The organism is Halobacillus shinanisalinarum (assembly GCF_022919835.1).
Classification (GTDB): domain Bacteria; phylum Bacillota; class Bacilli; order Bacillales; family Halobacillaceae; genus Halobacillus_A; species Halobacillus_A shinanisalinarum.
Genome location: NZ_CP095074.1, coordinates 2,012,238 through 2,029,627 on the forward strand (window position 1 = coordinate 2,012,238; position 17,390 = coordinate 2,029,627).

Here is a 17,390-nt window from a genome sequence, read left to right on the forward strand (position 1 = left end):
TAAAGGCTCCTTTTCTTTATCTGCTAGCTAGTTCACTTACTGTTACAAAGCTGTACCCTCGTTCGGATAAACCTTCAAGGATCATCTTCAGTGCCTTCGGTGTAGTGGGACGAAGATCACTTAACATAATAATCGATCCATCCTCTACATTAGAAGTCACATAATGGGCAATTTCTGATGCGTTTGTTAAGTTCCAATCCTTATTCGGGGTGATTGTTGATGGGACGACGTCAAAATTGGATTCATAGGCTTCAGGAAGACCTTCACCAAATGGAAGGCGGACAAGGTTCGTTGTTAGCCCTGTTACGTCTTGAATGACCTGTTGTGTATCGACTAACTGTCGCTTAACCTCGCTGGCTGGGAGCCGATCAAAGCTTGAGTGGTCCCAAGTATGGTTCCCGATCTCATGACCTTGTTTTGCTACCTCTCTTACCGTTTCAGGATAATGTTTGATTCGTTTTCCGATCATAAAAAAGGTCGCCTTTGCATCATATTCTGCCAACACATCTAAAACAAGTGGTGTTCCCTTTTTATGGGGACCGTTATCGAAAGTAATCGCGACAAGTTTCTCGGTCATCCCTTTAGTAGGCCCTTGCTTCGTTTTGATAGCAGGATAAGATATCGTATCATCATCTGGCACTTGAGGTGTCACTTTCTTGGCATATTGTGGCAGCAAAACATTTTTAAGAGCATTCTTATCAATAGAAACCTTTGATTTCTTTATGTTCAGTTTCTTTTGATCCTCTTGAGTTATATACACTACGAGAGAGTCACCCATTAAAGCTAGATCGTCAAACTTGCTCACTTCCGTTCCGAATCCCTTTTCTACTTCGAGTTGTTGGTTGGTTTCCTTGGCTAAGGCCCTTACATAGTTTGTATCGCTTTTAAAAAGATTCTTAAGCTCTAAACGCTTTCCGTTTGATTTATTAAAGTTCATGATTGTGCGGGTAACATTTTGATCCTGCCCAATATCTGTCTTCTCTACAAATCGGACAACAAACACTTCACTGTCCTGGTAAAGAACTTCATAATCAATATGCAATTCGTGAGCTGATTTGTTTTCACTACTGATGACAGCTTCATAGCTTTTCTTTTTAAATGAGTCCTTCTTTTGATTCACATAATCTATAATAATCTGGTCAATTTGATCATTTGGTGTTTGCGGGTAATGAATTGTAATTTGATAACTCTCATATTCTTCAATCTCACTTTCCATCATTACATCATAGTGATTGGATGACTCTGAGCTTACTTTATCCGATCTCTCATTTGCATCCGCTATAAAAAAGGAACAAGCCGTCAATATCAACAATAAACTAAGGAGTGCTATATATACATTTAATCGCTTCATAACCTTCCCTCTTCATCCGTAATAAATTCACACCTTAGTGTAACACAAACGTAACAATTAATTAATACATTTGTTATGTTCCATTTATTCAGTTAATTTAGAGGCTCGTACGAATATCCCACAATTCTGGAAAGAAGCGGTGATCGAGTACCTTCTTCAGATAGCCGACCCCCGAAGAGCCGCCTGTACCCGATTTGTGACCGATAATCCGTTCAACTGTCTTCATATGCCTGAATCGCCACTGCTGGAACCAATCCTCTATATCTACCAATTTCTCTCCAAGCTGATAAAGATCCCAATATTGATCTACATCTTTATACACTTCCCACCAGGCATTCTCAACGCTTGCATCGGCTTGATAAATAGTTGAAAAGTCCCTGTTTATGAGATCGCTATTAATTTTGAACCCAGTTTCAGCTAATCTTTCAATCGCTGCATCATATATGCCAGGTGCTTCATAAGCGCTTCGAAGTTCCTTATGAAGCTCAGGGTCCTTTTCATAAATTTTCAAAACGTGTGGTGTCTTGTACCCCAAAGCAAATTCAACCATACGATATTGGTAAGATTGAAAGCCTGATGCTTGACCTAAATCGTCACGGAACTGTACATATTCAGCCGGGGTCAAGGTAGAGAGAACATCCCAGGCATGGATGATTTGTGTTTGGATTTTTGAGACTCTCGACAGCATTTTTAACGCTTCCTGTATATCCCCCTCTCGAATCGTGTCAATGGCAGCCCTTAGTTCATGCAAAGTCAGCTTCATCCACAATTCACTCACTTGGTGTATGACTATGAACAGCATTTCATCATGATGTGTAGAAAGTCGATTTTGGGCAGAAAGTAGTTGATCTAGGTTTAAATATTCCCCGTACGTCATGCGTTCTTTAAAGTCTGTATGTACATTCTCGTTAGTTTTTGAATCATGTTCGCTCACGCTAAACCCTCCTTTAGGTTAGAATTCCTCGCTCTGGAATATGATTAGGGGTGATTGGCAAAAATTCAGTATGAACTAGGCCTTCGTACATGAGCAATGTGCCTAACAACGGATGCTCTACGTGCACATGTACGCGTAAGGCTTGGTGCTTTTCATCGTAATGCTCATACAAGGAAGTATGCGGTCCGGTAAAGGTGAACTGATTATTAAGTTTCATTTCCCTTGAACGCATCAGCAATCCTCCCTCTTTGGTAACATCGAGTTCCATTACCGTGGATAAACGGCCGGACTTGCCTAGATTATCGACTACCGTTTCCTGCTCCGGGTCATAGGACATTACAGCATCAAATCCACGTATGGCATAGGGAAAAAAGAACCGGCGAATGTAACTGATTGCTTCAAAGCCCTGCTCATCGACATAAGAATAATTCTCAAGTGTAAACGGCACATTTTTCCCCCTTTCAGCAAAGATCATATGGTCCTTTGCTCCAATATGCAAAAATGGTCGAATAAGCGCCGGAGTTCCACGAATTTCCGTCATGCGTCCTTGTCCCAGCACCATTATTTTTTGTTCACTGGTTATACCAAATTTCTTTTGCAGTTCAGGATGAAGACGATCGAATTTTCCACCTAGTGCTTGATGATAAATAGATTTCATATATAACTGCCTCCTCAATATTGAGTTGTTATGTAAAGGGCCTTTTTTAAAAAGCCCTGCTTTCTCTTTACAATACTTCTTCTGCAAATGCACTGATCGAGTAGCCTTTTCGTTGTTTCATCAGCCACCCTTGTCTTTCCAATTGATTAAATAAGTGTTGAATATGTTTAGAAGGCCAGTCGGACAACAGTCCGAACCAGCGTATTTCGTGAAGTTTTAAACGACGCAGTTTATTCGTCGATTTGCCTGCAAGCACTTGAACGAGTGTATGGGCGGGATAATCTGTCCCGTAATAATGGATCAAATCAAGCACCTGCTGTACATAGGCATAGCTTAACTCATGACTTTTAATCGTAATAATAATATCTTCGTCGGTATATTCAGCTTCATTAAGCCGGACCTGTAATTCTTCGAGCAGGTGCTCAGCCTTAGTATAAACTTGACTATCCATATGGGTTTTCCAAATAGAAAGCTGCTTCAACATGCCGACATCATATAGGTGAACGTTAGACAGCCATACTAACATAGAAGGTGAACGTTTACTCGGAAAGGCTGAGCATGTCAACTGATCATGCATTTCAAGCAGTGGATAGGAATCCAGCACATGTTCTTCTTGATACTTCTCGATTTGTCTAGCAACTCTCACGGATTCATCTAACATGTACTTGGCTGGCCGCAGCTTTTGTTTAATGGTGCTCAGCTCTTGAATTTGGTTAAGAATAGATGTATTCTTCTGAGCTATTTCATTAAACTGCTGTTCAATGGTCGTGATTCTCTTACTGGCACGTTCATAATTATATTCCTCTTGTAAGGTTACACAATCATCGTCAAGATGATAAAACACAGTCAGACCACAAACTTCACAACGACAGCTAATCGACCGGCTACGGGAATTGAAATTCAGTTGCTTCTCATGACGGCACATTTCCTTTTGCTGGGTCAACCATAGCCTTGGTAAGGCACGGAATGGCCGCATAACAGTATCAATGCGGTCTCTCCACCTCGCAACATCTTCGGGATACCTTAATTGTGAAAGTAAGGCAGATTGGTTCATAGTTTCTACAGCTTCTATGACATTCCGCTTGCTGTGGGCAAGCTGAACAATTGGATGCTGATGGAAGCCTTCAGCAATTTTATTGAACCAATATTGCTTTGGCCGCTCTGCAATTTCAGCTAAAAATAAATAATCGTCCATCACCTGCAACAAATGGTGTTCGAGCCCCTCCGAAGATAACTGCGTAACATTTGTATCATATAAAAATTCCTTGTTATAAGGGAGCCCATGTTCTTTGGGAAAGTGAGTCCAAAGAAACAGCTCAGGTCTGATTAAATAGGGGTTTATTACATCATCTTTTAAATAGGATATAGGTAAAACGGTGTGCCCTTCAACGGTTAAATAACGTTGAAGCCGACCTAGTTTCAGCGAACGACTATTCACTTGAACAGCAATCGCTTCATTGATACGAGACAGCAGGCCTCGTTCGAATTTATGCCCGACCGAGCGTATTTGTTTGTTCATTCTACCTATAGGAGTCAGAATAACGTACGGGTAGCGATCATACTTGTAGGTCATACTTTCCGGCAGTCCCATATTAATTCCCCTTTAGAATTGAAGGATATACTTCTATTATAGAAAAAGTATGTAAACTTACCAATGATTATTGTAATTTTGGGCTTATTAAGGGCAAAAAGTCACCGAATGATAAGAGGCGAGTCTCTTCGTTGGCTTGCTTTTGAGGAGCGTATGCACCTGCGTCTACGAGCCTATTCTAAAGAAGTAAATTCCTCGGGGCAAGGCAGCGATGAAGGATATTCTCTGCACCATGAAGCAGCAGTGGAACTTCTACTAAAACCGTGCACGGCCCTTGTGCTCAATGTAGAAGTCAGCACGTCCTGTGCAAGTCCATTCCTTGGAAAAGAAGAACACTTTTCCTTCGTGCGAGGCCATTTCAGAGAAGGTTTCCCTGATGCTCAGGAACTACGCCGCCTCGACCTTCTTTCTTCTAATTTGGCAACTTTTTGAACACTCACCTATACGGACAAAATTTCTAGTGGATAATCAAAAAACAATCCCGAATCAATCACACCTGGGATTCCACTAATTTCCCTCTCCATATTGGAAGTAATCTCATTAAATCGTACATCAACTAAGAAATTTCCTGCTTCAGTAATGATGGGTCCATCTTTTGATACAGCCATTCTTATTGCAAGTGATTGAGGGTTGAAATACTCACCCAGTTTGGTTTCAACTAAGTGAATAGCCCGTGGATCGACTTCAACAGGGACGGCAAAATCTGTGCCAAGTTGTTTAACAAATTTACTTTTATCGACGAGAATGTACGTTTTAGATGAGCTTGCGATAACAAGTTTCTCAGCAAACAACGCACCACCACGTCCCTTAATTAAACGATTTTGTTCATCTACTTCATCTGCTCCATCAAAACCCCACCTTGGACGTGCCGCAGTTAGAGTTGTCACTGGAACATCAAGAACCGCACAATTGAGGGCAGCCTCTTTAGATGTTGGAATCGCCTGTATTTTTAAGCCTTCATCTTTAACGCGCTTGGAAATGGCTTGAAGCGCTAGAAATGATGTTGAACCGGATCCGACACCAATCACGTCCCCATCCTCCACGAAATAACTCACCTGTTGCGCCACTTTCTCTTTTTGAGCTTGATTCGAAATCTCTCCTGACCAATTCAACGTTTTTGCCAAAGGGTTAGTCCACGTCATAGTTATCACCTCGTCTTTCTTGTTATTCCCTAATCCTTTTTAAAAAAACAAAAGATTCCTTTAGAGTAGACAGGTAATGATTGCATGTCTTCTACATAAAATAGGAAAAGGCCTGCATGGGGAGGGGATCTCATGAGAAATGTCTACATCAAACTTGCCATCTTCTATCTGGTTTTATTACTCGCCCTGCTGTATGTATTGATAAACTAAAAGCCTCACCTTTTGGCGAGGCTTTTACTTCACTAGGTCATGTTTAAAGGCGTAAATCACGGCTTGCGTACGATCCTGTACACCTAGCTTACCTAAAATGTTACTGACATGAACTTTCACCGTTTTTAAAGCAATAAACAACTGATCTGATATTTCCTGATTTGTTTTTCCCTCAGTCATAAGGAGGAGAATTTCCATTTCTCTTGCTGTCAATTGTTCATGTAGGCCATCTTCTTGCGGTGTACGCATCTTAGTCATGATTTTACCGGTTACCTCTGGCTCAAGAATGGACTGGCCGGCATATGTAGCACGAATCGCATCAGCAATTTCACCTGCCTTTGATGTTTTCAACATATAGCTTGTTGCGCCCGCCTCAAGTGCCGGATACACCTTATCATCGTCAAGAAAACTTGTCACGATAATAATTTTCGCTTGCGGCCATTGCTCAATGATTTGCTTTGTTGCTTCAATGCCATCCATTTCTTCCATGACGAGATCCATTAAAATGATATCAGGACGATGGGTTAAAGCTATTTCCACTGCCTCACCGCCATCATTCGCCTCAGCCACCACTTCAATATCTGCTTGAGCTGATAGATAAGCCGATACGCCAATACGGACCATTTCGTGGTCATCAGCAAATAAAACCGTAATCACATTAATCCCCCTCCTTTTTTAAAATGAGGCACTTTAACTTCTAGCCGCGTTCCTTGGTTCTTCAGACTAACAATCTTCAATGTGCCCCCTACTTCAAAGGCTCGTTCCTGCATATTTTGTAACCCATAGGAGCTTGTTTTTGCTTCCTCGACATCAAAACCAATTCCGTCGTCCACCATTCGCAAAATAACATGATCATCTCTCTCGATAAGCATGACTGTCAACGCCTCAGCTTTAGCATGCCTGAGTGTATTGGATACGGCTTCTTGTAAAATTCGAAACAATTGATCTTCTATGCCTTTTTCAAGTTTTAATGACTCAACCGTCCATTCGATCTTCATCGGAACTTTCTGTGTGAGCTCATGCAAAAGTTCTTCACAACCCTCTTGCAAAGACTTGTCCTTCAAAGCAACTGGACGCAGGTGAAGAAGCAATGCTCTCATTTCAAGCTGTGACTGATGGATCATTTTTTCAACCATCGCAAGTTGCTTATTCGACGGTTTCTGTTCAGCCTTCTCGCCTTCGTTAATAGCTGACATCATCATCGAAGCAGCAAATAATTGTTGACTCACGGAGTCATGAAGCTCACGGGCAAGCCGATTTCTTTCTTGAACGACAACCTCCTGCAAGCTCTTCTCTCGTTCTTCAGCACGTTCGGAGGCTAAGCGCTGGGCCGTCTCAGTTTGCTTCTTAAACCTTGCTTCAATCTGCTTCATTTTCTTTTCGATCTGCTGGATCTCACCTGCCCCTGTATCATCGTATAAAACAGGATTCCCTTTTGCGATTTCATCAAGTTGATGTTCTACATAATGGAATTTCCTTCTAAAGACAAAACCTTGAGCCATACCGATCGCTAATCCGCCAGTTATGGATAGAGCCAGCGTGAGAAGTACATAAGGTAAATCGAGCACTTCCATCGACCATAAGTCTGCCCAGTCCCTTAATGGAAAGGTAATGAAGGTGAAGCTTAGCAGCACAGTTGCAAATATGATAAATGACAAGAGACCTATGACAACTTGTTTTTGCCAAATATTCATATTCGCTTCACCTCAAGATCTCCCGACACAATCGAGGTGATAATTTTCACTCTGGGTTTATTTGTCACATAGTCCGGTGTGCGATAAGACATCGTCTGATTGAATAACTTCGTTTTACGATATTGAAAAATAGCGGCCCGCCCTAAGACCGCACTATGATTAACCGCAACCTCTACCTCGTAAGGGACATATACTTGTACATTACCAACTAAATGTCTAATGGAAATAACAGCTTCATCATGAGGAAGTACGGTATGACTGAGATCGATTATTCGATCACCAAATCCGCCATGCACATTTACGTCCTGCCACTTATAAGAAGTTTTCGCCGTCATCTGGTCACCGAAAAGCTTCTGCTTTATAAAAGGCTCTTCTGTCTCAGCAAAATTGTCAACTTGGACATTAAGTTCGGTTCGCTCAGGCTCCTTTTTCGAGCGAAAATAGTGGCGTACAAAGAGTACAAGGATGACTATAATTAGAAATCGTACAGCAATCATATTCAAGATCGTTAACACAAGACTCAACATACCAATCCAAAACATGATTTTCCCCGAAAGCTTTCGGTACCTTTTCCTACCTATATAAAGGAAGATACTTGAAAATAATAAGGAGAAGATCAGCCCCCCATTAAAAAAGGTGACTTCAAGGACGAGGAGGATCACCCCTATGATTAAAATCGTGTTTATGGTATTCGTCGACATGTGCTTAAACATACAGGTCATCCTCCTATCCGCTAATCTAAAAAAGCATACATTTCCCTATGAGGACCAAAAAGACGCAGATCTCTGCGCCTTTAATGATAGCATGATTCCTACTGAACCGTAACGTCCTCTGTATTCTTCATATCTTTTTCCAGCTGAGCAACCTTGCTGTCAAACGTATTACGATAATAGGCACTGTTCACCTTGTATTCCAACTCCTCAATGTAGCGGTCCATTTCTGAAAATCTAGAATAAGGCTTGTCCGCTGTATCTTCAATGACTTGATTCATCCGGTTATGGGCACGGGCGATATTTTCCCGTCCCATCAGCTCCATCCGTTTCAAATGCATGTCCTTCAATCTATGTTTCATTTCCTCATATTTACGCTCAAGCGTCTCTAGCTGCTCCATTGCATCCAAGCGGGAAGCTTTAAGACGCTCCGCTCGTGCTTCGTATTCTTCCTGTTCTTTCACGGCAAAGGCATGCATCGTCTCTTCTCCAGCCTTTTCAGCCACTTCAGCCTGATGTTTACGCTTGTCCGCCATCTCTTGAGCTTTTTGATATTCGCGTCCGAACTCGTCCTTCAAACGATATTGACGTTCCACCAGCTTACGAACCTTCTCTGTTTCCTTTTCACTCTCACGCAAATATTGGTTCAACATAGCGATCGGATTCTTTTGCTCCTTTTGATCGAGGGCCTCATGCAGATCTGACGTGATTGAATCCTTCAAGCGAGTAAATACGTTAGCCATTATCAATCTCTCCTTTTTTTAAGTAAGTTATTTGTTTAACTCTGCCCACTGTCTTTCAAAATTCGTGAACGGATCGTCACTACTGCTTGATTCGATCACAGAATCATTCTTTCTCGTTGTCATTTTCTTATAAATCACATATAAAGCATAAGCAGCAACAAGTCCAATGACTGCATAGATGTTGGAAACCGCCACACTAAGGATAATCAGCCCTAACACGACCCAGCCAATTTTTCCGGCAGTTGAATCACTTTTCATAAATTGCTTGAAGACGACATACAGCAACCATACGCTGACGCCTAACAAAACCATTGGACCAAGGTTTGCTAGGAGAACACCAAGTGCAACTAGTCCTGCAATAAACAGCAAAAACTTTTTCATCAATTATTTCCCTCCTCGCTGATTTCTTATCTCTATCATACGGTGAATCACCTTTCTCAGTAATGAGCCAGAGATATATTTCTGACTACGACTTGAGGCTTATATAGCATGGGTAAAACCATATTTGCTTATAAAAACAAACAGCCATAATAGGCGATCTTTGATTCATCGGGCAAGTCCGTTACAATCATGTGGTCATCATATTATGCGTTTATCCATATTTCGTTTCCTCTTAATGCTTTCATCTCGGTGGCCGCGGAACTATATACTGTTGTCTTCCAATCTTTTTTAGCCCAATAACCGATCTATCCCTGGGCTAATAGAAAAGGGAACTCCTGAAATAAGAGTTCCCTTTTCTTCTTCCTATTTGTTTCTGTTCTGCATACTTGATTCAGCGATACTGATCATTCGTTTGACCATTTCGCCACCCACCGATCCGTTTTCGCGCGCAGTGGTGTCTGCTCCGAGCTTAACACCAAACTCACTTGCAATTTCTTCCTTCATACTATCCATTGCATTTTCTGCACCAGGCACTAACAATTCATTCCTATTGTTGTCTGCCATCACTGATCACCCCTAGTGGGAATTGGAACAGTATAATACTGTTCAGTACTTATATTTTGGATAAAATATATTTATACACCCGGAAAATACAACCAAAATCCACATTAAACGGAAGGAACAACTTGATCCTATCAAATCAAAAAGCCTTCTAAAAAGCCTGACATCGTCTAGGATATCTGCCTTTAACAGCTATTCGATTATACGGAGTTCCTTTGGAGTTTTTGTTAACGTTTCATAACCATCCGCAGTTACTAAGACGTCATCTTCTAAACGGACACCGCCGACTGCTGGATCATAAATACCTGGTTCAATCGTGTAGGTCATCCCTTCCTTCAGCACCCCGTCATTCAGATGGCTCATAGATGGAAATTCATGAACGTTGATCCCTAAACCATGACCGATTCTATGAGGAAATAGCTCGCCATAGCCAGCGTCTGTGATGATATCCCTGGCTGTTTGGTCGAGGTCGCCAATACGGGTTCCCGGTTTACTAATGGAAAGCGATGCTTCAATGGCTTCATGAACTTTCTCATAAATAGACTTTTGTTCATCGGAGATTGACATAAAAGCAAACGTCCGAGTGATATCTGATGTATATCCCTTCCAGACAACACCAAGATCAAACAAAACGAAATCGCCGGCTTCCAGCTTACGGTCGCCAGGATTTCCGTGCGGCTGCCCAGACTTTTCACCGAACAACACCATTGTAGAAAAGGACATTTCGGCGACACCTTTTTTCTTCAATTCATATTCGATCGTCGCGAGAACTTCCATTTCTGTAATACCTTCTTTAAGTGCTTCTGTTCCTACCTTCACACCAAAATCAGCAAGCTCTGCGGCCTCACGCATAATACTGATTTCCTGCTCGTCTTTTACGAGGCGCATCTCATTAAGCTGTCCCTCAACATCTATGACAGATACTTCATCAAAAAGAGCTAGTAATGACTCACTGCGTCCATAGGAAAGGACTTGCTTCTCGAAGCCTACCGTTTTTGGCTGAGGAACCCCTTGTTGTTTCATCTTATCATCCATCATCGTCCAAGGATTCTCATGATCAGCATAGCCAATCACGTCATAGGTCCAGCCGGCATCACGAATTTGACCTGCCTCCATACCAGGAAGGACAGCGATCGGATCAGCTTCAGGAAAAACAAGCAAGCCTAGCAACCGTTCGTGCGGATCGGTCTGAAAACCTGTTAAATAAAAGACATTCTCTTTAGAATTTAAGAAAGCTACATCAATATGATTCTCTTTTAAATAGTTAGAAAAACGATTCAATCTATGTTCCATAAGATCATCCCTTCTTCGTTTCATCTCCAACCCCATCATATATCAAAAAGGGTACCTCAGCCAAATCCCATAAAACTTCCACCTCAGGTCATCCAGAAATTGGATGACCTGAGGTGGAAGTTTTACCCAGTAAAAACGAGCATATATTATGCTCATTTTAACCACCTAATTGGTTTATATTTTCCTGGATTTGCTGAATTTGCTGGATCGCTTGGAACAGGGAAGAGTTTTCTAGAGCCTCCATATTAATTACTTGATCCTGGGCAGCTTGGATCATTTCATTCACGCCCGTTTCTAGTTGGTCGGTGTAATTCATAAGGTCGTTATGAATACTTTCAGCAAGCTCTGGCGGATTTAGTGCCTGCACTTCTTCAATTTCAGTTTGAAATTCTTGAAGGCGTTCTTCCACATCGGCAAAACTAATCACATCATTCTGAGCTTGCTCAATTAAATTAGGCAAGTCATTGGAAAACTCTTCAGCATCAGAAATAAATGCTGTCACATCCTCAGTATATTGCAATCCGGTCGTTGCTTCCTCAATAAGTCCACAACCACTTAAAGCCACTAGTAACAATGATAGTACTAAAAACTTTTTCACTTCATTTCCCCCTTGTGTCACGACTAATTATCATACGTATGAATTGAGAAAAAGATTCAAAAACTTCGTTTATAGAATGAAGCATTTTTGAACCTTTTGCAACATTCCTTATCTGTTCGTATCTTTTAGTTTTTAGCTTCGATATAATAGCATAAGCTTCTATTAATATTTGGAGGGGTTTCCATTGGATCGTACCCGATTTTTTGTAAGAGTTTCAGCAATTTATGCCTTAATCGGTGCCTTTATGGGGTCGCACATGGCTGGAGGGGGCGGCTATCAACTCACCGCTGTTCATGCACACATCCTTGTTGTGGGATGGCTGTCTTTATTTGCCTTCGCTATTTATTACAAAGTCTTTTCTATTCCAAAAGACTCTAAACTTGCCAAGGTTCATGTATGGACATCCTTTTTGGGTGTATTAGGCTTAACGACAGGAATGTGGTTATATTTCACAAAACCTTTTGGAGACATGGGAACATTTAACACCGTGTTTTTTATCGTAGGTGGAACTATTTTATTAATTGCCTTTGTTGTTTTTGCCATCATGGTTTTTGTTCATGGCAAGTTTATTTCAGAGGAATAAAGAATAATCCAAGAACACTCCAAACAAGGAGTATTCTTGGATTATCTACAGTCAAGGGGAATGCTTTATAAGGCGATCATCATCTTCCTCTGGACTCCCTCGCCCATCGGTATTATTGGTAATAAAATAGATCGATTCACCGATTTGTTCAACGTCACGAATTCTTCCGTAATCATCCACTACTATAGATGGATTCTCACCTCCAAATGATAGCGTCCGTAAAGCCGTTCCTCTTAATGTTGCGATGTAAAGTCTTTCATTGAAGGCAGCTATTCCTGAAGGAGCCCATGTATTTTCACCTGTTTGATAAATAGGCCCCTCTACCCCGTCCGCATTTTCTTCCCCAACTATGTCAGGCCATCCGTAATTGTCACCAGGATTAATTTTATTCACTTCATCATAGTTATCAGGTCCATGTTCAGAGGCGTAGAGCTGCCCATCCTTGTCCCATGCCAACCCTTGTGGATTCCGGTGTCCATAACTATACACATAGGAGCCTTCGAATGGGTTGTCTTCTGGAACAGATCCATCCAAGTTTAGGCGAAGAATTTTTCCTGCTAAACTCTCCTTATCCTGTGCCAAATCTTCATTTAATGAATCCCCTGTCGTTACATACAGCTTTCGATCAGGCCCTATTTCAATACGACCGCCATTATGGAAGTTCGCACCTGGTATATCCTCAAGTACCACATCTGTTTCTAACCACCGACTATTCTCGTAGGTAAGCACGATTACTCGATTTTTAACCTGTTCATTTTCTTCATAGGTATGGTAGGCAAAAGCTTGATGGTTTTCATTAAAGTTTGGATCAAGCTTGAATCCGAGCAGTCCTCCCTCACCGATTTGGCTAATACCTTTTTCCGTCACGACCTTGGCTCTGCTTACTCCTTGCTCTTCCGTCAACGAAACGATTTGCCCTTCACGTTCCGTTATAAAAATCGTACCATCGTTTGCCTCGATATCCCATGGTGACTGCAGGTTTGCTGCTACTTCCTTAGTGTCACCAGTCTCTTCTGAAGGTGCTTGCTTGGACGATTCCTCTTTGGGTTGACAAGCGGTCATCATCAATACAACCATCAGCCACATTAGAATTCTCATACCTGCCTCCCTACGCATTGGTATCTTCATTGTAACAGGGCTGTGATAACTGCGCATGTCTTATGCCGTTTTACGTAGAGGAGTACGGTGAAGCACACCTTTTTCCAACCTATAAGCAAATACTGCTGCTAAAACAGCTAACGCTAAATCTTTCACCAGAAATGGTGTCATACTCGACCAGGCAATCGCATAACCGATGCCAGAACCTTCACCAATCCATAGTTGAAGTGCCATATACATCCAGTTCACACCAACAATAAAATTTATTAGTAACCCTACCACGGAGGCACTCATGTACATGGAAAAGGTGCGCCGATTTTCAACTATCTTTCCAACGGCAAAAGCTAAAAACATAAAAGAAAGGATAAAGCCAAAGGTCGGCATAAAGAAAGTCCCTACCCCGCCTTTAAATCCTGCAAAAACAGGTGCACCTATTAAACCTAGAACTGTATAAACAAACATAGAGAAGAAACCTAAACGACTTCCCAATATAATTCCGGCTAAAATGGCCACAAACGTCTGCAGAGTAAGTGGTACGTTCATGATCGATAAAAAAGGTGCAAATGCGGTAATATTTGAGCCAATTGCCATTAACGCTACAAATAAGGCTCCTATTGTCATATCGTAAGCAGTTGAACGTGATTTCTGCAATTCTATTCCTCCTCTATACATATCTATTACTAAGATAGCGAAGGAAGGTATATGATGTCAACTTAAAAATTAATAGGTTAACATATGTTTTAAAACCTCTTATCATACCATTTATTTTTGCATGATAATGTCAACTAAGTGTATGTGCGCCCTCCTTCAAACCCATTATATGGTGACTTTTTCCTCATTTTGGTGTAAAGTATACTGAAAAAGTACCGGAGGAGTATCCATGCTATCCTATCAGCGATCCATGGGACAATATGACACACCCATATCTACCGTTAAGTATATGGTTAAGACTGTACTACAAGAAATAAGACATGATAAGCGTCCCCCTCTTATATTGGATCCCTCAACAGGGGATGGTGTTTTTGTAAAATCGTTGATAGAGGCCGGGCAAAATCCTTCACACATTCATGCCTACGATATCGATCCTGAAGTGTTTCTTGAGGAATCTGAGGTCCAATTTACTCATCAGGATTTTCTTAAAGCACGGCCCAGTCAATTATTTGATGCTATTATTGGGAATCCACCATATAAATCGAAACGGCAAAGCACATATTTCCGCGAACATAAAGACGAGCTTGAAAAAGAATTCAAAGAGATTGGCGTACATAATATGTACACACTCTTTATCTATAAAGGTCTTCAATTATTGAAAGAGAATGGCATTCTATGTATGATCGTACAGGATTCATTTTTAACAAATGTTTATTATACGAGGTTCCGTGAGTATCTACTTAAAAACACAGAAATTCTAGGAGTCATCCTCGCTCCACGGAAGCTGTTTCATAGCGGTAAAGCTGATGTTCGGACAGCCATCATTACAGTTAAAAAAGGAGCACCTGCCTCTAGACATCAAATGAAATTAGTAGATCGCCTCGCGACCGATGATTATGAGACACCACCAAGCGAGCGCGTTCAATATTTGACGCAATCCTATTTTCACAAGATGCCTAACTTCAACTTTGCTATTAATGTTCCTCTTGAAATCCTATCGTTGTTTATTACTCCCGCCTATACACTAGCCGATAAAGTAGACGGGGGCACAGGGATCTCGACCGGCAATGATAAAGTGTTTTTACGTAAACCTTGGGAAATTGATACAAAAGATAAGGAATGGATTCCTTTTTATAAAAACAGCGGCATTCGTGATAGGTGGTATTACGAGCCCAAACACTACATCCATAAAAACTGGAAAAAGTATAGCCAAGCGATTCCTAAATTCACCGTTCGTAACCAACAATACTTTTATCGTGAAGGAATTACCTGCTCCTCTATGGGAATAGACTTTCAAGCTTCATACCTTCCTGCAGGCAGCTTATTTGGGGTTAATACAAATCTTTTCACTGAAAACGATGAAGATCTTTACTATATATTAGGGCTGCTTAACAGCAGTTTGACTACGTATATGCTCCGTAAAGTTCTGAACCGTACCAATATGATTACATCGGGATATATTAAAAAACTTCCCTATATTGAACCACCTCCACAGTTGAAAAGATGCATTGCAAATCAAGTAAAGCATATCGTTTCAGAAAAGAAAAAGTGTTTGTCATATGACTTCTCAGCCCACCAGCAAAAAATAAACGACAGTATCTTTGACGTTTATCACATCTCCCCCGAAAATAGGAAGCATGTCACATACTTCTGTGACATGCTGATCGAAATGCTATAGTTAGGAAAGCACAGGCTACTGCAAGCCTTTGCTTTTCCTAACTTGCTTTTGTCTGTTCAAGATCTTGCTTTTTCTTCTTAATATCTACCTTGGTTAAAATCGACACGATCAGAGCAATGACGAACAAACCTGCAAAGAAAATTAAGCTACTTTCATAACTTCCCGTTTTATCATTCATATAAGCTGCAAACTGCGGCCCCGCCAGTCCTGCTGCTGACCACGCTGTAAGAATATAACCATGGATCGCACCCAGCTCTTTTGTACCGAACATATCACCGATAAATGCAGGAATGGTTGAAAACCCACCTCCATAGCATGTGTAAATAAGTCCAAATAAAATGACAAATAGTGCAACCGAACTTGTGTAAGGAAGAACGAGGAATAAGACGATCTGAATGATAAAAAACGCAACATACGTATTCGCTCTGCCAATATAATCAGAAGCACTTGCCCAACCAATACGGCCTAAACCATTGAAGAGCCCCATCACACCTACTAGAGTCGCAGCGGCGCCAGCACTTAAACCTACACTGTTTTCCGCAAGAGGCTTTGCTGCCGAGATTACAGCTATTCCACACGTCACATTAATGAACAACATTATCCATAAATAATAAAAACGCTTCGTTTTCAACGATTCTTTAGCTCGAAGGTTGGCTAAATCCTTGCCCTTCTTTGTATTGTTTTCCAATTCCTCATATCCATTAGGCTTCCAATCCTCAGGGGGCTTTGATAAGTACAAAGAAGACAAAATCATAACAATGAAATAACTGGCCCCTAGTATATAGAACGTAGCCGCAATCCCGACTGAACCAATTAACCAATCCATAATCGGACTAGAGATCGCCGCTGCGAAACCAAACCCCATTATTGCCATACCTGTAGCAAGGCCCCTTCGGTCTGGGAACCATTTAACTAGCGTCGAAACAGGAGCAATATACCCGACTCCAAGACCTATACCACCTAATACTCCATAAAAAAGGTAAAGAGCCCATAATGACCCCAAATTAATTGCAAATCCAGAACCAAATACTCCGACTCCGAAGAAGATAGCAGCGGTAATCCCCGCAACTCTTGGCCCATACTTTTCTACAAACCATCCTAAAAACGCTGCAGATAACCCTAAAAATAAAATAGCTATACTGAAGGTTAACTGCACTTGCTGTGAATTCCAGCCAAATTCATCTCTCAATGGAGATGTAAAATTACTCCAAGCATAAACAGAGCCGATGGATATATGTATTCCAACAGCAGATAGTGCTATCAGCCAACGATTTTTCACTTTTCGATCTGCCATAATGTTCCTCCTTTTTTTCTGACATATAAGTATTAACCTTATTTCAAAAGTTTTAAACTCTAAATTTTCTGAAAATATAAACGATGGATGCTTGCAACCCTTACAGCTACACGCATCCATCGTTCCCATGTTTTTTATTTTGGACCCCACAAAAGCAACTTGTCACTTTGTAATTTGTAACCGTCGTTCAAAGAGAGATAAACTTACCCTTGAAAGCTCC

General features: G+C 41.2%; 19 protein-coding genes. 3 read left to right on the top strand and 16 right to left on the bottom strand.

Translation table 11 applies throughout. The annotated features are described in order from the left end of the window. Window positions 1-16: 16 nt before the first annotated feature. The 4 genes from MUO14_RS09950 to MUO14_RS09965 all read right to left on the bottom strand — a co-directional run bounded on the left by MUO14_RS09950 (window position 17) and on the right by MUO14_RS09965 (window position 4,534). The gene (locus tag MUO14_RS09950; protein ID WP_244755068.1) at window positions 17-1,351 is read right to left on the bottom strand and encodes a polysaccharide deacetylase family protein; all 1,335 of its coding nucleotides are present in this window, start codon (window positions 1,349-1,351) and stop codon (window positions 17-19) included. 97 nt (window positions 1,352-1,448) lie between these two features. Then, complete coding sequence (gene kynA / locus MUO14_RS09955; RefSeq protein WP_255822187.1) at window positions 1,449-2,285, bottom strand: tryptophan 2,3-dioxygenase; 837 nt, start codon at window positions 2,283-2,285, stop codon at window positions 1,449-1,451. A gap of 13 nt (window positions 2,286-2,298) precedes the next feature. Then, window positions 2,299-2,943, bottom strand: a complete 645-nt coding sequence (locus tag MUO14_RS09960; protein ID WP_244755069.1) for a DUF4166 domain-containing protein — start codon at window positions 2,941-2,943, stop codon at window positions 2,299-2,301. A 67-nt stretch (window positions 2,944-3,010) separates the two neighbouring features. Then, window positions 3,011-4,534, bottom strand: coding sequence for an RQC-minor-2 family DNA-binding protein (locus tag MUO14_RS09965; protein WP_244755070.1), 1,524 nt, complete (start codon window positions 4,532-4,534; stop codon window positions 3,011-3,013). Window positions 4,535-4,597: 63 nt separating this feature from the next. Here MUO14_RS09965 and MUO14_RS09970 point away from each other — a divergent pair, with 63 nt between their 5' ends. Next, a complete protein-coding gene (locus tag MUO14_RS09970) occupies window positions 4,598-4,966 on the top strand; it encodes a hypothetical protein (RefSeq protein ID WP_244755071.1) in 369 nt (122 codons plus the stop codon). An 8-nt stretch (window positions 4,967-4,974) separates the two neighbouring features. On the opposite strand, the gene rpiA is transcribed toward MUO14_RS09970, so the two are convergent. The 9 genes from rpiA to MUO14_RS10015 form a co-directional block, all read right to left on the bottom strand. Beyond that, window positions 4,975-5,676, bottom strand: a complete 702-nt coding sequence (gene rpiA / locus MUO14_RS09975; protein WP_244755072.1) for a ribose 5-phosphate isomerase A — start codon at window positions 5,674-5,676, stop codon at window positions 4,975-4,977. Between the two features lie 234 nt (window positions 5,677-5,910). After that, the gene (locus MUO14_RS09980; protein ID WP_244755073.1) at window positions 5,911-6,543 is read right to left on the bottom strand and encodes a response regulator transcription factor; all 633 of its coding nucleotides are present in this window, start codon (window positions 6,541-6,543) and stop codon (window positions 5,911-5,913) included. Next, complete coding sequence (locus MUO14_RS09985; RefSeq protein WP_244755074.1) at window positions 6,540-7,580, bottom strand: sensor histidine kinase; 1,041 nt, start codon at window positions 7,578-7,580, stop codon at window positions 6,540-6,542. The genes MUO14_RS09980 and MUO14_RS09985 overlap by 4 nt, the downstream gene beginning before the upstream one ends. Further along, the gene (gene liaF, locus MUO14_RS09990) at window positions 7,577-8,293 is read right to left on the bottom strand and encodes a cell wall-active antibiotics response protein LiaF (RefSeq protein WP_244755075.1); all 717 of its coding nucleotides are present in this window, start codon (window positions 8,291-8,293) and stop codon (window positions 7,577-7,579) included. The genes MUO14_RS09985 and liaF overlap by 4 nt, the downstream gene beginning before the upstream one ends. 98 nt (window positions 8,294-8,391) lie before the next feature. Further along, window positions 8,392-9,033 (bottom strand): PspA/IM30 family protein, encoded by a 642-nt coding sequence (locus MUO14_RS09995; protein ID WP_244755076.1) that lies wholly within the window; start codon window positions 9,031-9,033, stop codon window positions 8,392-8,394. Between the two features lie 27 nt (window positions 9,034-9,060). Further along, window positions 9,061-9,414 (bottom strand): lmo0954 family membrane protein, encoded by a 354-nt coding sequence (locus MUO14_RS10000; protein ID WP_244755537.1) that lies wholly within the window; start codon window positions 9,412-9,414, stop codon window positions 9,061-9,063. Window positions 9,415-9,777: 363 nt separating this feature from the next. After that, window positions 9,778-9,978 carry an alpha/beta-type small acid-soluble spore protein gene (locus MUO14_RS10005; RefSeq protein WP_244755077.1) on the bottom strand — a complete coding sequence of 67 codons (201 nt, stop codon included), beginning with the start codon at window positions 9,976-9,978 and terminating at the stop codon, window positions 9,778-9,780. 189 nt (window positions 9,979-10,167) lie between these two features. Beyond that, window positions 10,168-11,268 carry a M24 family metallopeptidase gene (locus MUO14_RS10010; protein WP_244755078.1) on the bottom strand — a complete coding sequence of 367 codons (1,101 nt, stop codon included), beginning with the start codon at window positions 11,266-11,268 and terminating at the stop codon, window positions 10,168-10,170. Between the two features lie 157 nt (window positions 11,269-11,425). Beyond that, a complete protein-coding gene (locus MUO14_RS10015; protein WP_244755079.1) occupies window positions 11,426-11,866 on the bottom strand; it encodes a DUF6376 family protein in 441 nt (146 codons plus the stop codon). A 184-nt stretch (window positions 11,867-12,050) separates the two neighbouring features. Here MUO14_RS10015 and MUO14_RS10020 point away from each other — a divergent pair, with 184 nt between their 5' ends. Then, the gene (locus MUO14_RS10020) at window positions 12,051-12,449 is read left to right on the top strand and encodes a hypothetical protein (protein ID WP_244755080.1); all 399 of its coding nucleotides are present in this window, start codon (window positions 12,051-12,053) and stop codon (window positions 12,447-12,449) included. Between the two features lie 51 nt (window positions 12,450-12,500). On the opposite strand, the gene MUO14_RS10025 is transcribed toward MUO14_RS10020, so the two are convergent. Together MUO14_RS10025 and MUO14_RS10030 are read right to left on the bottom strand one after the other, a co-directional pair. Next, the gene (locus MUO14_RS10025; RefSeq protein WP_244755081.1) at window positions 12,501-13,547 is read right to left on the bottom strand and encodes a PQQ-dependent sugar dehydrogenase; all 1,047 of its coding nucleotides are present in this window, start codon (window positions 13,545-13,547) and stop codon (window positions 12,501-12,503) included. 60 nt (window positions 13,548-13,607) lie between these two features. Then, on the bottom strand, window positions 13,608-14,198 hold the full coding sequence (locus MUO14_RS10030) for a biotin transporter BioY (protein WP_244755082.1): 591 nt from the start codon (window positions 14,196-14,198) through the stop codon (window positions 13,608-13,610). A 229-nt stretch (window positions 14,199-14,427) separates the two neighbouring features. Between MUO14_RS10030 and MUO14_RS10035 the strand changes: the two genes are divergently transcribed. Then, on the top strand, window positions 14,428-15,876 hold the full coding sequence (locus MUO14_RS10035) for an HsdM family class I SAM-dependent methyltransferase (protein WP_244755083.1): 1,449 nt from the start codon (window positions 14,428-14,430) through the stop codon (window positions 15,874-15,876). A gap of 37 nt (window positions 15,877-15,913) precedes the next feature. On the opposite strand, the gene MUO14_RS10040 is transcribed toward MUO14_RS10035, so the two are convergent. Then, complete coding sequence (locus tag MUO14_RS10040; RefSeq protein WP_244755539.1) at window positions 15,914-17,155, bottom strand: L-lactate MFS transporter; 1,242 nt, start codon at window positions 17,153-17,155, stop codon at window positions 15,914-15,916. Between the last annotated feature and the right edge of the window lie 235 nt (window positions 17,156-17,390).